We start from the raw sequence: 16,227 nt of genomic DNA on the forward strand, positions 1-16,227 counted from the left end.
GCTGTGACGTCCTCAGTCAGCGGAAACGGAGACAGGGGAAACGGGGGCATTGGCTTTACGAACGCGGTCCAGGAACAGCTTGATATTCCGGGTCGCCTGACGGATGCGCTGGGTGTTTTCCACCAGACCGAAGCGCACATGGGTATCGCCATATTCGCCAAAGCCGATGCCGGGGCTGACCGCCACCTTGGCTTCCTGCATCAGCAGCTTGGCGAATTCCAGACTGCCCAGATGCTTGAACGGATCGGGAATTTCCGCCCAGACAAACATGGAGGCGTTCGGCGACACCACCGGCCAGCCGGCCTGCTGCAAGCCTTCAATCAGCACATCGCGGCGCTGCTTGTACATCTCGCGGATTTCCAGGACGCAATCCTGCGGGCCATTCAGGGCGGCGGTTGCCGCCACCTGGATGGGCGTGAAGGCGCCGTAATCGACATAGGATTTGAACTTGGCCAGCGCGCCGACCAGCTTCTTCGACCCCACGCCAAAGCCCACACGCCAGCCCGGCATGTTGTAGGTCTTGGACAGGCTGTTGAATTCCACCGTGATGTCGCGCGCTTCCGGGATCTGCAGCACCGACGGCGGCGGGTTGCCGTCGAAATAGATCTCCGCATAGGCGATATCGGACAGGATATAGATGCCGTGCTTCAGGCACAGATCGACGATCGGCCGATAGAAATCCAGCGTCACCGTCTGCCCGGTCGGATTGGCGGGGAAGCTGACGATCAGGGCCGTCGGCTTGGGCACCGAATGCTTGATGGCGCGTTCCAGCGCCGGCACAAAATCATCCAGCCCGCTATTGACCGGGATATGGCGCAGCGCCGCACCGGCCAGCATGAAGCCGAACGGATGAATCGGGTAGCTGGGATTCGGCACCAGAATCACGTCACCGGGGCTGGTGATGGCCTGGGCCAGATTGGCCAGGCCTTCCTTGGAGCCGATGGTGACGATGGCTTCCGTCTCCGGGTCGATATCGACATCGAAGCGGCGCTTGTAATAGGCGCTGATCGCCTTGCGCAGGCCGGGGATGCCGCGGCTCTGGCTATAGCGGTGGGTCTTAGGGTTCTGCACCGCTTCCACCAGCTTCGCCACGATATGCGGCGGGGTCGGCTGGTCGGGGTTGCCCATGCCCAGATCGATGATGTCCTCCGCGGCGGCCCTAGCTCGCGCCTTCATCGCGTTCACTTCTGCGAACACATAGGGCGGAAGCCGCTTGATGCGGTGGAATTCAGCGTCGCTCATGGACCTGGCACCGGTTAGAAGATGAAGGGGCGAAATATGTAGCGCACCGGCTTTCGCCGCCGCGACATGATTTTACAGGTTGAACCGATTTGCTGCCATGAATGGAAGGGATGGCGGCAGAAAATTCACTTTTCCTTCTTCCCGACCGCAGCACCCGGCGTAGCGCTGGTGGATGGCAGGGCGCTGGGAACGGGCGGCGGCGCCTCTGGCAGGGTGGGGATATCCACCGTCGGGGCCTGTGGTGTGGCCCCGGTGGCGCGCAGTGCGTCGCCCACGCTGGTCCCCTGCTCCCGATCCTGGGTCAGCCGATCCATCATGGCCTGCCGTTCAATGGGGGAGGAAAACGCCTCTGGCCGGGCGGGCACGGCGGCGAGATTGGCCGTACCATCCGCCCGTGGATCGGCACGGCGAATCGGCCGCGACCCGGTCAGCACGCGGGTGGGGTCGCTGTCGCTGATGGCTTCCTTGGTGGCCGGCGCCGGCCCGTCATCGAAGACGATGTCGGGCAAAGGCACACGGGCGCAACCGCCCAAGCCCAAGGCGGCCGCCAGGGCCAGCCCCCCCAGCTGCAACGAAATATTCTTACGGATAGGGGATGATGGGTCGGTGAAAATCATGGCCGGATCGTGTATGAAAATGCCCGTGTCGGCAACCTTAAGCCCTATCCTGGGGCAAGAGGCAAGGAAAGCCGCATTGCCTGAACGCGCCTGCCGACAATCAGGCCAATAAATTATGTCAGGAAAGAGTTGGGGTTCTGTTCCAACCAGTTTTGAGGAAAGCGCGAATGGCCGAACCGCAAGGGTCCGAAATCAAGATCCCCGATCCCGTGGAGATGTCGCGTCACATGGCGACGATCGCGGAACAGAGCCAGCGGCTGGTGGCGGAATTCCTGAAACGGCAGGGCGAGGGCGGCAACGGCGCCCAGGACGCCATGCATATCGGCGCCGCCTTTCTGGAAATGACAGCCCGGATGATGGCCGATCCGGCCAAGCTGATGCAGGCGCAATGGTCGCTCTGGCAGGATTACATGGCGCTGTGGCAGCGCACCACCCAGCGGATGCTGGGCCAGGAAGCCACATCGCCGGTGGCCGCCCCCGCCAAGGAAGATAAGCGGTTCAAGGACAGCGCCTGGGATGAGAACACGCTGTTCGATTATATCAAGCAGTCCTATCTGCTGACCGCCCGCTGGCTGCAATCCACCGTGCGGGAGGTGGAGGGGATGGACGACAAGACGGCCAAGAAGGTGGATTTCTATACCCGCCAGTTCGTCGATGCCATGGCCCCCAGCAATTTCGTGCTGACCAACCCGGAAGTGCTGCGCAAGACGCTGGAATCGGGTGGGGAAAATCTGGTCAAGGGGCTGGAAAACCTGCTGGGCGATCTGGAACGTGGCAAGGGCCAATTGGCCATTTCCATGACCGATTATTCCAAGTTCAAGGTGGGCGAAAATATCGCCGCCACGCCGGGCAAAGTTATCTATCAGAATGAGTTGATGCAGCTCATCCAGTATGAGCCGACGACGGAGCAGCAGTTCAAGCGCCCGCTGCTGATCGTGCCGCCCTGGATCAACAAATTCTACATCCTGGACCTGCGGCCCAGCAATTCGCTGGTGAAATGGCTGTGCGACCAGGGCCATACGGTCTTCATCGTCTCCTGGGTCAACCCGGATGAGAAGCTGGCCGACAAGACCTGGGAAGATTACATGAATCTCGGGCCGCTCTCCGCCCTGGATGCCATCGAACAGGCCACCGGCGAGACGGAGATCAATGCCATCGGCTATTGCATCGGTGGCACGCTGATGTCGTCCACGCTGGCCTATATGGCCGCCAAGGGCGATGAGCGGATCAAGAGCATCCTTTATCTGGTGACGCTGACCGACTTTACCGAGCCGGGGGAACTGTCTGTCTTCATCGATGAAGAACAGCTGGCCGCCCTGGAAGAGAAGATGAACAGCCAGGGCTATCTGAATGGCCAGTCCATGGCGACCACCTTCAACATGCTGCGGGCCAATGACCTGATCTGGTCCTTCGTCGTCAATAACTACCTGCTGGGCAAAGACCCCTTCCCCTTCGATCTGCTGTACTGGAATTCCGACGCCACGCGGATGCCGGCGGCGATGCACAGTTTCTATCTGCGCAACATGTATCAGCGGAACCTGCTGGTGCAGCCGGGCGGCCTGACGCTGAAGGGCGTGCCGATCGATCTCAGCCAGATCAAGGTGCCCACCTTCATGCTGTCGACGCGGGAGGATCACATCACCCCGTGGAAATCCACCTACGCCGCGACCCAGCTTTATGGCGGGCCGGTGAAGTTCGTGCTGGCGGCATCCGGCCATATTGCCGGCGTGGTCAACCCGCCGGCCGCCAACAAATATTCCCACTTCACCAACACCAAACTGCCCAAAGACCCTGAGCAATGGATGGCCAGCGCCAAAGAGGTGCCGGGCAGCTGGTGGCCGGAATATGCCAAATGGGTGCAGAAATATGCCGGGGCCAAAGTGCCGGCGCGCATCCCCGGTGACGGCAAGCTGAAAGCCCTTGAGGCCGCCCCCGGTTCCTACGTCAAGATCCGGGTGGTGGAATAAAAAAGGGCGGGGGTGCTGTGGCACCCCCGCCCTTTCCATTTGATCACGGCAGCCGCGCCGTTGATCAGCTGTTCAATTCGGCATCCAGCTCCGCATCCCGCGCCGCGCGCTGCTTTTCGATCCGGCGCGCCATGAAGACGGACACCTCATACAGCAGCAACATGGGCACGGCCAGACCGACCTGGCTGATCACATCCGGCGGGGTCAGAATGGCGGCAGCGACGAAGACGCCGACGATGGCGTAGCGGCGCTTGGAGGCCAACCCGTCCGCCGTCACCAGCCCGGCCCGCGCCAGCAGGGTCAGGATGACAGGCAGCTGGAAGGCCAGACCGAAGGCAAAGATCATCGCCATGATCAGCGACAGATAATCCGCCACACGGGTTTCCGCCTGCACCGCCAAGGTCGTGGCCGTCGCTTCCACTTCAAAAGAGAAGAAGAATTTCAGGGCCAGCGGCATGATGAAGAAATAGACCAAGGCCGCGCCCAGGCCGAACAGCACCGGCGTCGCCACCAGGAAGGGAACGAACGCGCGGCGTTCATGCTTGTAAAGGCCGGGGGCGACGAACTTGTAAACCTGCGTGGCGATGATGGGGAAGGCCAGCATGGCGCCGGCCCAGAAGGCCACCTTCACCTGGGTCAGGAAGAATTCCTGCGGTGCCGTGAAGATCATGCGCCGTTCATGCGCCTTCTCCCCCAGCGCCTGCACCAGCGGGTGCATCAGCAGCTGATAGATATGGTCGGCCACCGTGAAGCAGAGCAGGAAGGCAAGGATCAGTGCGCCCAGGCTCCACATCAGCCGGTTCCGCAGCTCGATCAAATGTTCCAGCAGCGGCATCCGGCCGGCTTCAAGTTCATCTGGCGTTTGGGGATCGGTCACGGCCGCTCACCTTGGGTCTTGGGGGCTTCCACCGGCTTGTCCGCATCCGCGACGGTAACGGGTGCCGGCGCTGCCGGCTCCACCGATGGCACGGGGGGCTGCGGCGCCGGGTCCGGAGTGGGGGTCACCGGCTCCACCTGCACCGCCGCGGCGGGCGACGCCACCGGGGTGGGTTCCAGCGGGGTCACCGGGGGGGCGCCGGGCGGCGGCAGGGCGACGGCCGCCAGATCGGCATCTTCCTCCGGATCGGGGGTTATGGGCGTGACCGGCTTGGCCGTGCCATCCGCCGGCCCGCCCAGGGGCTCCCGCAGCTTGCCATCGGGGTCGATGGTCTTTTCCAGTTCCTGGTTCAGATTGAAGCTGCGGGCCTGTTCCACCTGCTTGCGCAGCTCATCCAGTTCCGCCTGACGCACCATGTCGTCGACATTATTCTGGAATTCGCGGGCCAGCGAGCGGGCCTTGGCAACCCACTTACCCACCGTATGCAGGGCCTTGGGCAAATCCTTGGGCCCGATGACGACCAGCGCCACGACGGCGATGACAGCGATTTCGGACCAGCCGATGTCAAACATGATGGATCAGACTTCCCCGTGGCGGGTGAACGGGAGGATAGCACCGACAGTTCACGGTTTCGGCGCCGACTCGTCCTTGGTTAGCGGGACGACGGGGGATGGGGCAACCTTATTGTCGATAACGGGGGCCTGCGTCATTGTCGCATCCGCCGGGGCCGGGGCATCACCCTCCCCTTCACTGCCCTTCAGCCCGTCCTTGAAGTTGCGGATACCCTTGCCGAAATCGCCCATCACCTTGGGCAACTTTCCGGCGCCGAAGATCACGCCGACAATCAACAGGATAACCAGAATCTCTGTGATACCCAAACTCATGACGGTTCCCTCGGGCTTGGCACCACCGGCTTTGCGGCGGCGCGGGATGATGGCAGAAAGGCCCCCTCCCCGCAATCAAGGCCGGAAAACATTCATGTTTCGAACCAACCGGCCTATAGCGGGAAGATGAAGGCCTGTTGCCGGTCCAGCGCGACGGAGACATGGGTATCATCCGACGGCAGAAAATGGCCCGGCATCCGGGCGTGCATATGGTGCGGCCTGCCCTCGGCATCCAGTACCCGCAGATGCACCAGACTGGCGCGGCCCAGCAGGCGCGAGGCCTCCACCCGCGCCAGATTGGGCACCCCATCGGTGCCCAGCCCCTGTTCCACCGCCGACAGGCGCAGCCCCTCCGGCCGGATCAGGATGGCCACCGCCGCGCCTTCCGCATGGCCGGGCGCATTCAGGCATCCGATCGGCGTATCGACCCGGCCACCGCGCACGGTACCCGTCAGCCGGTTCACCTCTCCGAAGAAACTGGCGGCGAACTCATCCACCGGCTTGGTATAAAGCTCAGTGGGGGAGCCCAGTTGCACCAGCTTGCCATCCCGCATCAGGGCAATGCGGTCGGCCAGGAACATCGCCTCTTCCGGATCATGGGTGACGATCATCGTCGCCGCCCCGCTCTGTTTCAGCACATGCAGGGTTTCGTCGCGCACGGTTTCCCGCAGCCTGGTATCCAGGCCGGAGAAAGGCTCGTCCAGCAGCAGTACGGCGGGCTTAGGCGCCATAGCGCGGGCGAGCGCCACGCGTTGCTGCTGACCGCCCGACAGGGCATCGGGGAAGGCATTGGCATAGGCTTCCATGCCCACCTGCCGCAATGCCGCCAGCGCCCGTTCCTTCTGCTCCGCCACCGGCAGGCGATTCAGGCCGAAGCGCACATTGTCCAGCACCCGCAGATGCGGGAACAGGGCATAATCCTGGAAGACCAGCCCAATGCCCCGCTTTTCCGGCGGCACGGAACGGCCGGGCCGGGCGATCACCTGCCCGTTGACCGACACTTCCCCCTGCTGCAGCGTCTCCAACCCGGCCGACAGGCGCAGCAAGGTGGATTTGCCACAGCCGGACGGGCCGACCAGACAGACGATTTCCCCCGGTCCGATGGACAGGCTGACATGATCCACCGCCCGCTTGTTGCGGTAATCATGGCTGACATCGGACAAGGACAGGGCCGCCAGCCGATGAGATGCCACAGCGGCGGCCGGGGCTGCCGCATCCAGGGCGACCGGGTGCCGGTCGCTGGCGTGGGTGATGTCGGTCAGATTCAAATCCATACCGGACAAGGCTCTCTCTTGGCGCGGGGTACGGCGCGGAACACCGGAACAGAACGGACTGATTAGGTAGGGATCAGCGCAGGGAATTGCAAATCATTATTAATTGATAGGGAGAAAATCGGGTGGGGATGGCCGTTCCATCCCCACCCGCAAGGCACCCTCAGCCCAACTGACCCAGGGCGGCGGCCAGTTTCGCCCGAACGGTATCAGCCTCGGCGCGGCGCTCGCGCTGTTCCTCGATCACCTCTTCCGGGGCCTTGTCGACGAAGTTCTTGTTGGCCAGCTTGGCATCGATCTTGCCGATCTCCTGCTCCAGCTTGCCGATCTCCTTCGCCAGACGGGCCTTCTCCTTCTCGATATCGATGAAGTCGGCCAGCGGCAGCACCAGGGTGGCCTCGTCCAGCACGGCCTGGGCGGAACCCTTGGGCGCTTCCGCGTCCGTTGCTTCCACACCGGACAGGCGGGCCAGACGCAGGATCAGGTCGCGGTGAGTGGCCAGACGCCGTTCAGTCTCCGCATTCGCCCCCTTCAGCAGCAGCGGCAACTGGGCCGAGGGCGGCACATTCATTTCCGACCGCACGGTGCGGATGGTGGAAATCAGCTTCACCACCCATTCCATTTCCGCCGAGGCGGCGGCATCGATCAGCGCTTCATTGGCCAGCGGCCATTCGGCACTGATCAGGGTCTTGGTCAGGCCGCCGGTCTTCTCGTTCAGCTCTTCGGTGATGAAGGGCATCACCGGATGCAGCAGATGCAGAATGCGGTCGAAGACCCAGGCGGTGGTGGCGCGGGTTTCGGCCTTGGCTGCCTCATCCTCGCCATTCAGGATCGGCTTGGTGAATTCCAGATACCAGTCGCAGAAGCTGTTCCAGGCGAACTGATAGATGCCAGCCGCCGCCTCATTGAACTTATAGGCGTCCAGCGCTTCCGTCACGCGGGCGGATGCCTGCTGGAAGGCGGCGATGATCCACTTATTGACCGTCAGACCCACCTTGGCCGGATCGAACCCGGCCACCGGGGCGACCTGATTCATCTCCGCATAGCGGGCGGCGTTCCACAGCTTGGTGGCAAAGTTGCGGTAACCTTCGACGCGGTTCACCGCCAGCTTGATGTCACGGCCTTGCGCGGCCATGGCCGTCAGGGTGAAGCGGAGCGCGTCGCAGCCATATTGGTCGATCACGTCCAGCGGGTCGATGACGTTGCCCTTGGACTTCGACATCTTCTGGCCCTTCTCATCGCGGACCAGGGCATGGATATAGACGGTCTTGAACGGCACATCGCCCATGAAATGGATGCCCATCATCATCATCCGGGCAACCCAGAAGAAGATGATGTCGAAGCCCGTCACCAGCACATCGCCGGGATAATAGCGGCCCAGTTCCGGCGTCTGTTCCGGCCAGCCCAGCGTGCTGAACGGCCACAGCGCGGAGGAGAACCACGTGTCCAGCACGTCGTTGTCGCGGGTCAGCGCCACGCCCCCGCCGGCCAGCGCCTGGGCTTCCTCTGCCGTCTCCGCCACAAAGACATTGCCGTCAGCGTCATACCAGGCGGGGATCTGGTGACCCCACCAGAGCTGACGGGAAATGCACCAGGGCTGGATGTTGCGCATCCATTCGAAATAGGTGTTTTCCCACTGGCGCGGCACGAAGACGGTCTTGCCCGTCTCCACCGCCTCAATAGCGGGCTTGGCCAGGGTGGCGGCATCGCAATACCACTGATCGGTCAGCCAGGGTTCGATCACCACGCCGGAGCGGTCGCCATGCGGCACCGTCATCTTGTGCGGGACGATCTGTTCCAGCAGTTCCAGCGCTTCCAGATCGGCGACCACCTGCTTGCGCGCCGCAAACCGGTCCAGCCCGCGATAGGCTTCCGGCACCGGCTCGCTGAAGGCTTCCAGGCGGCCATTGGCGCCGGGCTTGTAGCCTTCGAACGAGTCAACGATACGGGCATCGCGGTCCAACAGGTTGATCAGCGGCAAATTATGCCGGCGACCAACCTCGAAATCGTTGAAATCATGGGCGGGGGTGATCTTCACCGCACCGGAACCCGTCTCCGGGTCAGCATATTCATCGCCGACGATGGGGATCAGGCGGCCGACCAGCGGCAGGCGCACGAACTTGCCGATAATATCCTTGTAGCGTTCATCCTCCGGATGCACGGCCACGGCGGTATCGGCCAGCATGGTTTCGGGCCGGGTGGTGGCGACCACGATGTAACGGCCCGGCTCCCCCTCGATCGGGTAGCGGAAGTGCCAGAGATTGCCGGCAACCTCCTTCTGCTCCACCTCCAGGTCGGAAATGGCGGTGTGCAGCTTGGGGTCCCAGTTGACCAACCGCTTGTCACGATAGATCAGGCCCTGGCGATACAGTTCCACGAACACCTTGCGGACGGCCTTGTTCAGGCCCTCATCCATGGTGAAGCGTTCACGCGCCCAATCGGTGGAAGCACCCAGGCGGCGAAGCTGGCGAGTGATGGTGCCGCCGGATTCGGCCTTCCATTCCCACACCTTTTCCAGAAACTTCTCACGCCCCAACTGCTGGCGGGTGATGCCTTCCTTGCCCAGATTGCGCTCCACCACCATCTGGGTGGCGATGCCGGCATGGTCGGTACCGGGCTGCCACAGGGCATCCTTGCCGCGCATCCGCTGATAGCGAATCAGAATATCCTGCAAAGTGAAGGTCAGCGCGTGCCCCATATGCAGGCTGCCCGTCACGTTGGGCGGCGGCATCATGATGGTGTAGGGCACCTGATTGCTGTCTACATGGGCGGCGAAGGCGCCGTCCTTCTCCCAGCGTTGGTAGTGATTCGATTCCACATCGGCGGGGGAAAAGGTCTTTTCCAGCATGACCGGGCCTTCAGGTGACAGGGTTGGCACAGTTGATAAATGGAAAGGGGCGGCACCGTCCAGGCGCCGCCCCCAAACTTTCGTGCAATGCGGGCAGGCGCGTCAGTCGAGGCCGCGCCGTACTACCCGCTCGATCTCGCGCTTGACCAGACGTTCCACCATGGTGGGCAGGTTGTCATCCAGCCATTCGCGAATCATCGGCCGCACCAGATCATAGACGATCTGTTCGACCGTAGTGTCGGAACGCCCAACCGGCCCTTCCCCATGGATGCTGGGCCCGCCCCGGCGGAACCCGGCCAGCCCGGAGGCAAAGGCGCGGCTGGCCGCATCGGCGGCCTGATCGGAAATCAGCCCCTCATCCATGGGCAGCGGCCGACGCGGCGGCGGCGGGGGTGGCGGCTCAAAGAAGGAGGGCGGCTCCTCAAACGGCTCCGTCAGCTCCAGCGGCGGCTCCTCCTCCGGCTCCGTCAGCATAAACGGCTCCGGCTCCTCAAAAACGGGAAGCGGCGGAGGCGGGGGCGGTGGAGGGGGGGGAGGCGGCGGCGGTGGAGGGGGTGGCGGGGGCGGCGGCGGGGGTGGAGGCGGCGGCGCCTCCGGCTCCGCCGGGGGTGCGTCGCTGTCTTCGGAAATGATCCTGCGGATGGAAGCCAGGATCTCTTCCATCGACGGTTCTTGTGACGCGCCTTTATCGACCATCTCGCCTATAACCCGAATTCAACGAATTGGCCGTCAGCCTAGGGCAGAAACGGACAAATTTCCATGAGCTTGATGAAAAATGGGGGGCAGTTTGCCCCCCATTTACGCAAATTCCCTGAAATATTGTCGGATCAGTCGGCCGACAGGCTCCAGAGCTTGTCGCGCGTGTTGTTGTAATGCGCCTCGTAATCATAGGTCTTGACCGGCAGACCCAGACGGCCGGCGGTCAATTGACCGGTGGCGGACAGCACCTGGAAGATCGCCACGATCTCGTCACGCTCGGCCTGCACCAGATTGACCTGGGCGTTCAGGTATTCCTGCTCCGCGTCCAGCGTATCCAGAACCGTGCGCGAACCCACGGTGGCTTCCTGGCGCACACCTTCCAGGGCGATATTGGCCGCCCGCACCTGTTCCTTGCGGGACAGGATGGAGGCGCGGGCCGTTACCAGCGCTTCCCAGGCGCGAATGCCCGTCTCCCGGGCCTGCCGCACCGCCTCATCAATCTCGATTCGGCGCTGCTGGGCGGTCTGCTTGGCCTGACGCACGCGGGCGTTCGGCTCACCGGCGGAATAGATCGGCACGCTGACGCGGGCAACAATGGAACCGTTATCCAGCTGACCCATGGTGCCGGGCTGGTCCCAGGTCCGGCTATAAGAACCGACGATGGAGACAGACGGCAGCAGCTCACCGGCGGTGGCATCCACCGTCGCATCAGCAGCACGTTCGGTAAACTTGGCGGCCAGCACAGCCGGATTATTCTGCTCCGCCATGGCGACCGTCGCTTCCAGCGACTTGGGCAGCTCCACCGTCGGCGCCGGCTGGCTCAACTTCTCCGGCGACTGGCCCATCAGGCGGGCAAACACGGCGCGGCTGGCATTCAGCTGACCTTCAGCCGCGATGCGGTTGGAGGTCGACAGCGCCAGACGCGATTCGGACTGGCTGACGTCAGTGCGGGTGATTTCACCAACGCGGAACCGGTCGCGTGAGGCTTCCAGCTGGCGGCGCAGCACCTGCTCGTTATTGATGTTCAGCTCCAGCACCGCCTGATCGCGCACCACGTCGCAATAGGCGGCAGCGGCGGACAGCAGAACCGACTGTTCGGTAGCGACCAGCGAGGCACGCTGCGCCTGCACCAGCGCTTCCGCGCGGTTCAGGGTGGCAATGGTACGGCCACCACGATAGATCGGCTGCACAATCTGGGCGCTGACCGACTTCTGATTCCATAACAGATCGGAGTTTGTGCCGCCGGTCTCCTGCTTGTAGCGCCCGATATCACCGGAGGCGCTCACCTGGGGCAGGAAGCCGGAACGGGCCTGCGGCACCAGTTCATCGGCGGCGCGCAGCTCGGCGCGCGCCGCTTCCAGGGTGGGGTTGGCCTGATAGGCAAGCGCCAGCGCGTCGTTCAGCGCCTGCGCCTGGGCCGGGTTGATGCCCAACCCCACGGACAGGGCTGCCATGGGAAGGGCGGCGCGCGCCAGACGGCGCAGGATCGGCTTCAGACGAGAGGCTTCCATTGGTCAATACACCTTCATCGAGGGGTCGATCCGCCGGGCCCAAGCGTCGATCCCGCCCGTAATATTGATGGCCCGATCAAATCCCTGCGCCCGCAACCAGGCTGTTGCGTGCGCACTACGCATTCCATGGTGGCACAGTACCGCAATATCACGATCCTGCGGCAAATCACCGATGGCACCGGGCAACAGCCCGAGCGGAATGTGAATGCTGCCGGGAATGGCGCAAAGCTCCACTTCCCAGCCTTCCCTTACATCCAGCACGGTGATGTCACCGCGCTGAACCCGTTCCGCCAAATCATCCACCGCCAGTTCAAAGTCAGTGATCGTACGCACAGGCGGCCCCAATCCTTAAAACCAAATCAGAAAGCGAAAGCCGCCTTCGGCTCCATCCCTGGCAGCAGGTCGGCCGACGCATCGAACAGGGTGCGGCTGGAAATGGTGCCACCGATCTTCTGATAGAGACGGGCAACGGCCACACCGCTTTCCGGCAGCAGCACGGTCACCAGACGTCCACCTTCGGCCAACTGGTCCAGCAGCGCCTGCGGCACGGCGGCCACTGCCCCTTCCAGGACGATCACATCATAGGGCCCCTGCTTGGCCCAGCCGGCGGCCAGAGTGCCCTGCACGATGGCGGCATTGTCCACGCCCAGCGTCTGCATGGCCTGATTGGCCTGCGCCGCCAGGGCAGCATCCGATTCCACGGCCACAACGGTGGCGGCAATCTGACCGATGATGGCAGCGGAATAGCCGGTGGCGGTACCGACATCCAGCACCAGATCCGTGGCGGCAATGCGCGCTTCCTGGAGCAGGCGACCCAGCACCATCGGCTCCAACAGGAAGCGACCATTGCCAAGCGGAATGGCCTTGTCCACATAAGCGACCCCGCGCAGCGCCGGGGGCACGAACTGGTCACGCGGCACGGCCAGGAAGGCATCGACCAAACGCAGGTCACTGACCTTGTTCGGCCGGAGCTGGCTTTCGACCATGTTGTAGCGGGCGGCGCTGTATTCCGTGGTGGCGATCATGGGGGTCGTTCGCGCGTGGGGAAAAGGAAGGATGAGAGGGCGCCGGCAAGCGGAACCCCGACGCTATATATCCGCCCCATCCCCGGAACACAATGTTGCGGGCGCACCCAAAACATCATGCCACGTGCATTTCTTTGTTTCTGGTGCTTGACCGCATCGGTAAAGCCCGTCTATATACCGGCCCCACGCCGGGGCTGAACAACAGCCAAGACGTGCGACACCGTTGGCGCGGTGGCAGAATGGTGATGCAACGGACTGCAAATCCGTGAATCCGGGTTCGATTCCCGGCCGTGCCTCCAAGTTTTGGCGTCAAGCCGTTGAAAAGCCCGCCCTTACCGGCGGGCTTTTCTGTTTTTCCGCTGTGGCTATGCCAGCCCCTGGCGCAGCGCCCGGCGCAAATCGTCCGGCACATCCGGCTGGGTCAGCAGCATCGGCGCCCGCAGCAGGGCAATCAGCGACATGGAATCGGTGATCTCGCCCCGCAGCGCCATATCCAGCGCCGCGCGCAGGGGCAGACGGCGCAGGGCCAGCTTTTCCGTGCCCTCGGGCTCCGCCTCTCCTTCCGTCAGCCCCCAGGCCACGAAGACGCTGCCCTGTTCATCACAGACACTGTTGGAAAGGGCCACCTTGTGGATCGGCAGCAGATGCGCCGCCCGCAGGCCCGTTTCCTCCCGCAGCTCTCGATGGGCGGTATCGGCCGGGCTGGTGCCCAGCGGACAGCCCCCTTCAGGGATTTCCCAGCTATAGGCATTCAGGGAATAGCGGAACTGGCCGACCAGCCAGGTGCTGCCATCCTCGGCCACCGGCAGCACGCCCACCGCATGGTTGGCGAAGCGGACAACGCCATAGATGCCGGGGGCGCCGTCGGGCTGCAGCACATCATGGTGTTCCAGCTTGATCCAGGGATTCTCATATACCTGGGTACGGGACAGGGTTTTCCAGGGATTATCGTGGTGGGACACGGGCAGCGGCTTTCCATGAAAAGCTGTTGGAAACGAAGCGATTATGCGCCTTACCGGACGACATTCGCCAACAGCTTCGCAGAAAAATGAGAAAAGTGCGAAACAGGGGTTTACAAAGCCGTCAGGGGTTGGCTATAAGCCCGCCCACCGCACGATGCGGCGCCGGCGACGGCGCAGCAACAAGCGTCTGATCCCAGGTAGCTCAGAGGTAGAGCAGGCGGCTGTTAACCGCCCGGTCGGGGGTTCGAATCCCTCCCTGGGAGCCAATTGGCAGGAACCGAGGTGAAAATCTCGGTTCCACCCTTGGTAAGAACTTGTTTTGCTGTATGATCATGCGTTGATGCGCACTGATCCCAGGTAGCTCAGAGGTAGAGCAGGCGGCTGTTAACCGCCCGGTCGGGGGTTCGAATCCCTCCCTGGGAGCCAATGATGAAGGGCTGAAGCAGCGATGCTTCGGCCCTTTTTCTTTGCTGCAAGGGCCAGCCGCCGCCTCACAGCTGGTCGTAAAGCGTGGCTTCTTCCACCGCATCGGCCGAATCGCGCAGACCACCATGGCGCTGCCACTCCCCGCACCAGTCGGTGAAATTGGTGATGGGGAAGGAACCGGCGGGCGAACGGTCGGTCACCACGGGCGGGAAACGGCGGCAATTACCCTTGGGTCCGCGTTCCCGCACCCCATGGCCCAGCCAGAATCGGCAGGTGTAGCAATTATCGCCGCGACGCACGTTGGCTCACTCCATTCATCGAAAATCAGCCCATCCTATCACGGTTGAACGTCGGATGGGCTTTTGGGGCTGTCACGTTCCATATCCGGCTGACGTTCGGGCTTGGCCTTGCGCAGGCCCTCGGTATGTGCAGCGTAATAAGCCTGGATATCGGCATTCAGATTATCGCGGCGGTCGGCGTCGGCGGGGGAGATATCCCCCCCCCGCCCAGCCGCTGGAATTCCTGCACCGCCTGTTCCAGTTCCTGTTCATTCCTGATCGGCATCGGTCCGACTCCGGTCTGTGATTGTCCATCAGGAACCACAGACCGGGTACGGCGGTTCCATCAGGCCAGCAGCGTATCGATCGCGGAACGGCTGCGCAGGGTGCGGTGAACCGGGCAGCTATTGGCGATCTCTAGCAGCCGCTTGCGCTGGCCCTCATCCAGCCCGCCTTCGATCGTGATGTGACGGGTGAATTGATCAACCTTGCCGCCGGCATTCTCCGTCGTCTCCCCCGGCAGGGCGTCGCGCTTGGCATGTTCCACCCGCACGGAGACACGCGCCAGCGGCCAGCCCTTACGGTTGGCATACATGCGCAGCGTCATGGAGGTGCAGGCACCCAGTGCAGCCTGCAACAGCTCATAAGGATTCGGCCCCGTGCCGGTGCCACCATCGGCGGTGGGTTCATCGGCGTGGAATCGGATACCGGCCGCCTGCACCAGATTGACGAAGGCCCCCTCGCCCGTCTCCGATACGGTGATGGGGCCGGCATGTTCCACGCCGGCCGGGCGGGCCGAGGGCAAGTCCAGCTTCAGGCTGCGTTTGGCCCAGGCCGCCACCGTTTCGGCGACGAAATTGGTGGTACGCTGATCAGCGGCCAGATGGCCCGCCCCTTCCAGGGCGATGAAGCTTTTCGGGTGCTTGGCGAGCGACAGAATCCGGTCAGCCTCCGCAATCGGCACCACCGGGTCACGCGGATCATGCAGCACCAGTAGCGGCCGGCCCAGGCCGGCGATGGCCGACTCCATATCATGGGTGGCCACATCGGCCACAAACTCACGGGTAATCGGCATTTCCCGGTCACCGACATTCAGCGGCACCCGCCCGTCGCGTGCCATTTCCGCGTCGCGCCCGGCGATCTTGCCCAGCAGCGTGTGCGGGCCGGAGGGGCTGTTCAGCGTCACCACGGCGCCGACACTGGGCAGGTCACCCGCCACGCGCAGCATGGCCGCCCCGCCCAGGGAATGGCCCATCAGCAGACGGGGTGCCTCCAGCTCCTGTGTCAGAGCCGCAGCGGCAGCCAGCAGGTCAGCCACATTGGTGGAAAAGGTGGTTTCATCAAAGGCACCGCCGCTGCTGCCCAGGCCGGTGAAATCGAACCGCAGTACGGCGAATCCCCGATCCGCCAGCCCCCGGCTGATCCGGGCAGAGGCGTGGTAATCCTTGGAACAGGTGAAGCAATGGGCAAAGATCGCCGTGGCGATGGGCCGGCCTTCCGGCAGGTCCAGCCGGCCGGCCAGCGTGGCCCCTGTCGATCCCGGAAAGTTGAAATCCTGCGTCACGCGCGCCATCGTGCCCTCATCAGCGTTTCATCATGCGGCCCGGTCACGGGCCTATT

Annotated in this window: 15 protein-coding genes and 3 tRNA genes; 4 read left to right on the forward strand and 14 right to left on the reverse strand. The window is 63.3% G+C overall.

Translation table 11 applies throughout. The features are described from left to right. Positions 1 to 12: 12 nt before the first annotated feature. Together PCJ49_RS05660 and PCJ49_RS05665 are read right to left on the reverse strand one after the other, a co-directional pair. Positions 13 to 1,242: an LL-diaminopimelate aminotransferase gene (locus PCJ49_RS05660; RefSeq protein WP_089287813.1), complete on the reverse strand. Its 1,230-nt coding sequence runs from the start codon at positions 1,240 to 1,242 to the stop codon at positions 13 to 15. A gap of 125 nt (positions 1,243 to 1,367) precedes the next feature. Then, the gene (locus tag PCJ49_RS05665; RefSeq protein ID WP_089367426.1) at positions 1,368 to 1,859 is read right to left on the reverse strand and encodes a hypothetical protein; all 492 of its coding nucleotides are present in this window, start codon (positions 1,857 to 1,859) and stop codon (positions 1,368 to 1,370) included. 167 nt (positions 1,860 to 2,026) lie between these two features. On the opposite strand from PCJ49_RS05665, the gene phaC reads away from it, so the two are divergent. Then, positions 2,027 to 3,826 carry a class I poly(R)-hydroxyalkanoic acid synthase gene (phaC, locus tag PCJ49_RS05670; RefSeq protein ID WP_269910106.1) on the forward strand — a complete coding sequence of 600 codons (1,800 nt, stop codon included), beginning with the start codon at positions 2,027 to 2,029 and terminating at the stop codon, positions 3,824 to 3,826. Positions 3,827 to 3,890: 64 nt separating this feature from the next. Here phaC and tatC read toward each other — a convergent pair whose 3' ends face one another. The 9 genes from tatC to PCJ49_RS05715 all read right to left on the reverse strand — a co-directional run bounded on the left by tatC (position 3,891) and on the right by PCJ49_RS05715 (position 12,941). After that, the gene (gene tatC / locus PCJ49_RS05675) at positions 3,891 to 4,703 is read right to left on the reverse strand and encodes a twin-arginine translocase subunit TatC (RefSeq protein ID WP_269910107.1); all 813 of its coding nucleotides are present in this window, start codon (positions 4,701 to 4,703) and stop codon (positions 3,891 to 3,893) included. Next, positions 4,700 to 5,275 (reverse strand): Sec-independent protein translocase protein TatB, encoded by a 576-nt coding sequence (tatB, locus tag PCJ49_RS05680; RefSeq protein WP_269910108.1) that lies wholly within the window; start codon positions 5,273 to 5,275, stop codon positions 4,700 to 4,702. The genes tatC and tatB overlap by 4 nt, the downstream gene beginning before the upstream one ends. A 51-nt stretch (positions 5,276 to 5,326) precedes the next feature. Beyond that, the gene (locus PCJ49_RS05685; RefSeq protein ID WP_089287818.1) at positions 5,327 to 5,587 is read right to left on the reverse strand and encodes a twin-arginine translocase TatA/TatE family subunit; all 261 of its coding nucleotides are present in this window, start codon (positions 5,585 to 5,587) and stop codon (positions 5,327 to 5,329) included. 113 nt (positions 5,588 to 5,700) lie between these two features. Then, complete coding sequence (locus PCJ49_RS05690) at positions 5,701 to 6,861, reverse strand: ABC transporter ATP-binding protein (protein ID WP_269910109.1); 1,161 nt, start codon at positions 6,859 to 6,861, stop codon at positions 5,701 to 5,703. Between the two features lie 160 nt (positions 6,862 to 7,021). Further along, the gene (locus PCJ49_RS05695; RefSeq protein ID WP_269910110.1) at positions 7,022 to 9,706 is read right to left on the reverse strand and encodes a valine--tRNA ligase; all 2,685 of its coding nucleotides are present in this window, start codon (positions 9,704 to 9,706) and stop codon (positions 7,022 to 7,024) included. A 102-nt stretch (positions 9,707 to 9,808) separates the two neighbouring features. After that, a complete protein-coding gene (locus PCJ49_RS05700; protein ID WP_269910111.1) occupies positions 9,809 to 10,180 on the reverse strand; it encodes a DUF2497 domain-containing protein in 372 nt (123 codons plus the stop codon). 353 nt (positions 10,181 to 10,533) lie between these two features. Beyond that, positions 10,534 to 11,916, reverse strand: a complete 1,383-nt coding sequence (locus PCJ49_RS05705; RefSeq protein WP_269910112.1) for a TolC family outer membrane protein — start codon at positions 11,914 to 11,916, stop codon at positions 10,534 to 10,536. Between the two features lie 3 nt (positions 11,917 to 11,919). Next, positions 11,920 to 12,249: a rhodanese-like domain-containing protein gene (locus PCJ49_RS05710; protein WP_269910113.1), complete on the reverse strand. Its 330-nt coding sequence runs from the start codon at positions 12,247 to 12,249 to the stop codon at positions 11,920 to 11,922. 26 nt (positions 12,250 to 12,275) lie between these two features. Beyond that, a complete protein-coding gene (locus PCJ49_RS05715) occupies positions 12,276 to 12,941 on the reverse strand; it encodes a protein-L-isoaspartate O-methyltransferase (protein ID WP_269910114.1) in 666 nt (221 codons plus the stop codon). Positions 12,942 to 13,166: 225 nt separating this feature from the next. On the opposite strand from PCJ49_RS05715, the gene PCJ49_RS05720 reads away from it, so the two are divergent. Beyond that, a tRNA-Cys gene (locus PCJ49_RS05720) sits at positions 13,167 to 13,240 on the forward strand. A 66-nt stretch (positions 13,241 to 13,306) separates the two neighbouring features. Here PCJ49_RS05720 and PCJ49_RS05725 read toward each other — a convergent pair. Then, positions 13,307 to 13,903: an NUDIX hydrolase gene (locus PCJ49_RS05725; RefSeq protein ID WP_269910115.1), complete on the reverse strand. Its 597-nt coding sequence runs from the start codon at positions 13,901 to 13,903 to the stop codon at positions 13,307 to 13,309. A 191-nt stretch (positions 13,904 to 14,094) separates the two neighbouring features. Here PCJ49_RS05725 and PCJ49_RS05730 point away from each other — a divergent pair. Both PCJ49_RS05730 and PCJ49_RS05735 read left to right on the forward strand, forming a co-directional pair. Next, positions 14,095 to 14,169 (forward strand) — tRNA-Asn (locus tag PCJ49_RS05730). An 85-nt stretch (positions 14,170 to 14,254) separates the two neighbouring features. Beyond that, a tRNA-Asn gene (locus PCJ49_RS05735) sits at positions 14,255 to 14,329 on the forward strand. A gap of 65 nt (positions 14,330 to 14,394) precedes the next feature. On the opposite strand, the gene PCJ49_RS05740 is transcribed toward PCJ49_RS05735, so the two are convergent. Beyond that, a complete protein-coding gene (locus tag PCJ49_RS05740) occupies positions 14,395 to 14,628 on the reverse strand; it encodes a hypothetical protein (protein ID WP_089287826.1) in 234 nt (77 codons plus the stop codon). A 325-nt stretch (positions 14,629 to 14,953) separates the two neighbouring features. Beyond that, complete coding sequence (locus tag PCJ49_RS05745; protein WP_269910116.1) at positions 14,954 to 16,180, reverse strand: bifunctional alpha/beta hydrolase/OsmC family protein; 1,227 nt, start codon at positions 16,178 to 16,180, stop codon at positions 14,954 to 14,956. Between the last annotated feature and the right edge of the window lie 47 nt (positions 16,181 to 16,227).

The organism is Niveispirillum sp. BGYR6, assembly GCF_027568365.1.
GTDB lineage: Bacteria > Pseudomonadota > Alphaproteobacteria > Azospirillales > Azospirillaceae > Niveispirillum.

Bases quoted from the DNA above. Each gene is read 5' to 3' on its own strand.
- PCJ49_RS05660 (WP_089287813.1), bottom strand. From the start codon at position 1,242: ATGAGCGACGCTGAATTCCACCGCATCAAGCGGCTTCCGCCCTATGTG.
- PCJ49_RS05665 (WP_089367426.1), bottom strand. From the start codon at position 1,859: ATGATTTTCACCGACCCATCATCCCCTATCCGTAAGAATATTTCGTTG.
- phaC (WP_269910106.1), top strand. From the start codon at position 2,027: ATGGCCGAACCGCAAGGGTCCGAAATCAAGATCCCCGATCCCGTGGAG.
- tatB (WP_269910108.1), bottom strand. From the start codon at position 5,275: ATGTTTGACATCGGCTGGTCCGAAATCGCTGTCATCGCCGTCGTGGCG.
- PCJ49_RS05685 (WP_089287818.1), bottom strand. From the start codon at position 5,587: ATGAGTTTGGGTATCACAGAGATTCTGGTTATCCTGTTGATTGTCGGC.
- PCJ49_RS05690 (WP_269910109.1), bottom strand. From the start codon at position 6,861: ATGGATTTGAATCTGACCGACATCACCCACGCCAGCGACCGGCACCCG.
- PCJ49_RS05695 (WP_269910110.1), bottom strand. From the start codon at position 9,706: ATGCTGGAAAAGACCTTTTCCCCCGCCGATGTGGAATCGAATCACTAC.
- PCJ49_RS05700 (WP_269910111.1), bottom strand. From the start codon at position 10,180: ATGCTGACGGAGCCGGAGGAGGAGCCGCCGCTGGAGCTGACGGAGCCG.
- PCJ49_RS05705 (WP_269910112.1), bottom strand. From the start codon at position 11,916: ATGGAAGCCTCTCGTCTGAAGCCGATCCTGCGCCGTCTGGCGCGCGCC.
- PCJ49_RS05715 (WP_269910114.1), bottom strand. From the start codon at position 12,941: ATGATCGCCACCACGGAATACAGCGCCGCCCGCTACAACATGGTCGAA.
- PCJ49_RS05745 (WP_269910116.1), bottom strand. From the start codon at position 16,180: ATGGCGCGCGTGACGCAGGATTTCAACTTTCCGGGATCGACAGGGGCC.